Genomic DNA, 4,111 nt, shown 5'->3' with positions numbered 1-4,111 from the left:
GGCAAGCCTCGCTCCTACAGGATGTCATCGCTCCACAGGTCGACACAAAACCCGTAGGAGCGAGGCTTGCCCGCGAAGAGGCCGTCAACAACAGCACACATCTAGACTCAGCCCCTCACTTACTGAATCGAAATTATTTTCATCCAGCCCTATCACTTTGGGATTCTCATTCGGCACCTAGGCAATTGAGAAATATTTCCATTCAGGAGCCGCTGTATGTCCCGTTCGCTAGACACCTTGTTGCGCCCCAGCTTGCTGGCCATCGCCATTGCCCTTTGCGCCCCGCTGGCCAGCAGTCAGCTGATTGCCGCTGAACAGGCGTCCAGCGTTCGCGCCTACAACCTGCCGGCCGCGCCATTGGCCAGCACGCTGAACCAGATCGCCAGCCAGGCGGGCCTCGCGCTGTCGTTGAACCCTTCGCTGGCTGCGGGCAAGACCTCAGCGCCGGTCAAGGGCCAGTACGACGCCGCCAGCGCCCTGCGTGAAGCCTTGCGCGGCACCGGTCTGCAACTGGAGCAAAGCAGCGCCGGCACCTACAGCCTGGCCGCCATTCCCGAGGGGACGCTGGCCCTGCCGGAAACCGCCGTCATCGGTGTCCAAAACACTGAAAGCGCCTGGGGCCCGGTGGAAGGCTACGTCGCCACGCGCACCGCCGCCGGCAGCAAGACCGACACCGCGCTGGTCGAAGCGCCGCGCTCGATATCGGTCGCCACTCGCCAGCAAATGGAAGATCGCAATGTGCAGAACCTCGATGACGCCGTGCGCTACATGCCCGGCATCGTCGCCAGCAGCTACGGCAGCGACACCCGTGCCGACTGGCTGCGGGTCCGGGGCTTTGAGCCGACCCAGTTCCTCGATGGCTTGCCTCTGCCGAAAGGCACCTACGCCAACCCGAAACAGGAAACCTGGAACCTCGATCGCCTCGCCCTGCTGCGCGGCCCGGCGTCGTCGGTCTACGGCCAGACCCCGCCGGGTGGCTTGCTGGACATGGTCAGCCGCCGTCCAAGCGCTGAAGACAGCCACGAGATCCAGCTGCAATACGGCAGCGACAACCAGCGCCAGATCAACTTCGCCAGCACCGGCAAAATTGATGACGAAGGCCAGTTCCTCTATAGCCTGAGCGGCGTGGTGCGCGACAGCGGCACGCAGATCGACCACGTCGACAACAAGCGCTACAACATCGCGCCAAGCCTGACCTGGAACATCGACGAAGACACCCGCTTCACCCTGCTCACGCAATTCACCCGCGACGATACCGGCATCACCAGCCAGTTCCTGCCGGTGCAGGGCACCAAGATCGACATGCCGTTCGGCAAGGTTTCCCATCATAAGAATCTCGGCGACCCGGACTGGGAATACTACGACCGCACCTACTACGCTCTGGGCTATGCGTTCGAACATCGCTTGAACGACGTCTGGCAGTTCAAGCAGAACCTGCGTTACACCAAATCCGATCTGTCGTTCCAGGGGCTCACTGTCGGCTCGTATCCGTTCACCCAAGTGGATAACGAAGGTAACGTCGGGCGCACCAGCACCATCGTCGATGAAGACATCAGCCAGTTCGCCGTGGATAACAATTTCCAGGCCGACTTCGCCACCGGCAATGTCCGTCACACCCTGCTGCTGGGTCTCGACCACCAGCGCAGCAACACCAACTACACCTCGATTTTCGGCGACGGGCTGACCACCAACGTCAACAACCCGATCTATGGCCAGCCCATCGTTCGTCCACCGCGCTCCACCGCGTTCTACGACTACAACCAGAAGACCTACCAGACCGGCCTGTACGTACAGGATCAAATGGCCCTCGACCAATGGCGCCTGACCGTCGGCGGACGTGAGGATTGGGTCCACACCAGCACCGAGTTTTTCAACAAGGGCGATGCCACCAACACCCAGCGCGACAAAGCCTTCAGCGGCAACGCGGCGATCAGCTATGTGTTTGACTCCGGCTTTGTGCCGTATCTGTCTTACGCCGAATCCTTCCAACCCACCACTGGCGCATCAGCCTCCAGCACCGAATCGTTCAAGCCGACCGAAGGCAAGCAGTGGGAGTTGGGCATCAAGTACCAGCCACCGGGCAGCAACACCCTGCTCAGCGCAGCGGTGTATGACCTGACCCAGAAAAACGTCTCGGTCACCACCACCGTCGGCGCCACACCGATCACCAGCCAGACTGGCGAAGTGAAGGTCAGGGGCCTGGAGCTGGAAGCGGTGTCCGACGTCACCGAAAACCTGAAAATCATCGCGGCCTACACCTTGGCCAAATCCGAAGTGCAGAAAGGCGACTACAAGGGCAACCGACTGCAACTGATGCCCAACCAACAAGCTTCGCTGTGGGCCGATTACACCTGGCACACCGGCGTGCTGGATGGCTTCGGCATTGGCGCCGGCGCTCGCTACACCGGCAACACCTACGGCGATCAGGGCAACACCTGGCTGGGCAAGGCCGATGCCTACACCGTGTTCGACGCGGCGGTCCATTACGACCTCGGCCGTCTGGACAACAGCCTGAAAGGCGCGTCGCTGGCACTGAACGCCACCAACCTGTTGGACAAGGACTACATCTCCACCTGTGACAGTTTCTACTGCTACTACGGCGACCAGCGCAGCGTCGTCGCCAGTGCAACTTACAAGTGGTAATTGCCTGAGCTGAACGCTCCAAGACCAAGCCGTCCTTCGGGGACGGCTTTGGTATTTCTGAAGGCCATCAAATGAAAAGTAAAACAATTCGCCGCTGGTCGTTCATCCACACCTGGACCAGCCTGATCTGCACCGTGTTCCTGCTGATGCTGGCGCTGACCGGCCTGCCGTTGATCTTCCACCACGAGATCGACCACCTGCTGGGCGATGCCGCCGAGTTGAAGCAAATGCCGGCGGACACCCCGCAGCTGAATTTGCAGCAGTTGGTGCAGGCGGCGGAAAAACATCGCCCCGGCGAAGTCATGCAGTATTTCGGCTTCGACGAAGAAGAGCCCAACGCCGCGATCGCCATCATGGCGGCCACCGCCGGTACCGAGCCCAATTCGTCGCACACCTTCATGCTCGACGCCCGCACCGGCGAAGCGCTGGAGATGCCGTCGGCCAACGGCGGTTTCATGATGGTGATGCTGCGCCTGCACGTGGACATGTTCGCCGGTCTGCCGGGCAAGTTGTTGCTGGCGTTCATGGGGCTGATGTTTGTCGTTGCCATCATTTCCGGGACGGTGCTGTACCTGCCGTTCATGCGCCGCTTGAAATTCGCCAGCGTGCGCCAGGACAAATCCACTCGCCTGCGCTGGCTCGACCTGCATAACCTGATCGGCGTGGTCACCCTGACCTGGGCACTGGTGGTCGGGGTGACCGGCGTGATCAGTGCCTGCGCCGACCTGCTGATCGCCGCCTGGCGCAACGACGCACTGAGCACGATGATCGCACCCTACCGCGACGCGCCACCGCTGACGCAATTGGCACCCGCGACCCGTTTGCTCGACATCGCCAAGGAAGTCGCGCCGGGCATGCAACCCGATTTCATCGCCTTCCCCGGCACACGGTTTTCCAGCGAACACCATTACGCCGTGTTCATGAAAGGCAGCACCCACCTGACTTCGCACCTGCTGACCCCGGTGTTGATTGACGCCAGTACCCTGCAAGTCACGGCGGTGGCGGAACGACCGTGGTACATGGACGCCATGGGCATGTCGCAACCCCTGCACTTTGGTGATTACGGTGGCATGCCGATGAAAATCCTCTGGGCGACTCTGGATGGGCTGACCATCGTCGTGCTGGGCAGCGGGGTTTATCTGTGGGTAGTGCGGCGCAAGGCGGCGAAACCTGCGCTCGAGCAAGCGGAGGCTCAAGCATGAGGCCACGACAGTCGAACTTCTGGAAGGTCTTCGCCACGCCCACCGTGATCGCGCTGCTCAGTGCCGCGGGGTTGTTCGCCGCGTTGCTGGGCGACGGCGTGTGGGATGCCTTGAGCTGGCTTGGCCTGGGCGTCCCCGCTGTGCTTGCCCTGCGCGGCCTGCTGCAACGCCGCTGATCCTTGTGGGAGCGAGCCTGCTCGCGATGGCGGCCTGACATTCAACAGGGGTGCTGAATGTAAACGACCTCTTCGCGAGCCGGCTCGCCC

Annotated in this window: 3 protein-coding genes; all 3 read left to right on the top strand. The window is 61.7% G+C overall.

Translation table 11 applies throughout. From position 1 onward, the window contains the following. Positions 1 to 216: 216 nt before the first annotated feature. The 3 genes from QMX98_RS32845 (at position 217) to QMX98_RS32835 (ending at position 4,021) form a co-directional block, all read left to right on the top strand. Positions 217 to 2,643, top strand: coding sequence for a TonB-dependent siderophore receptor (locus QMX98_RS32845; RefSeq protein WP_282411994.1), 2,427 nt, complete (start codon positions 217 to 219; stop codon positions 2,641 to 2,643). A 71-nt stretch (positions 2,644 to 2,714) separates the two neighbouring features. Continuing rightward, complete coding sequence (locus QMX98_RS32840; RefSeq protein ID WP_145309930.1) at positions 2,715 to 3,845, top strand: PepSY-associated TM helix domain-containing protein; 1,131 nt, start codon at positions 2,715 to 2,717, stop codon at positions 3,843 to 3,845. Further along, positions 3,842 to 4,021, top strand: coding sequence for a hypothetical protein (locus tag QMX98_RS32835; protein ID WP_010467072.1), 180 nt, complete (start codon positions 3,842 to 3,844; stop codon positions 4,019 to 4,021). Before QMX98_RS32840 ends, QMX98_RS32835 begins: the two co-directional genes overlap by 4 nt. Positions 4,022 to 4,111 lie beyond the last annotated feature (90 nt).

Source organism: Pseudomonas sp. PS02303 (genome assembly GCF_029959925.1).
GTDB classification, from domain to species: Bacteria; Pseudomonadota; Gammaproteobacteria; order Pseudomonadales; family Pseudomonadaceae; genus Aquipseudomonas; species Aquipseudomonas mandelii.
The sequence above is the reverse complement of the archived record's forward strand: the minus strand, read 5'-3'. Positions and strand labels throughout refer to the sequence as shown.

What these genes read in the sequence shown, in the direction of transcription:
- QMX98_RS32835 (WP_010467072.1), top strand. Translation starts at nt 3,842, where the DNA reads ATGAGGCCACGACAGTCGAACTTCTGGAAGGTCTTCGCCACGCCCACC.
- QMX98_RS32840 (WP_145309930.1), top strand. Translation starts at nt 2,715, where the DNA reads ATGAAAAGTAAAACAATTCGCCGCTGGTCGTTCATCCACACCTGGACC.
- QMX98_RS32845 (WP_282411994.1), top strand. Translation starts at nt 217, where the DNA reads ATGTCCCGTTCGCTAGACACCTTGTTGCGCCCCAGCTTGCTGGCCATC.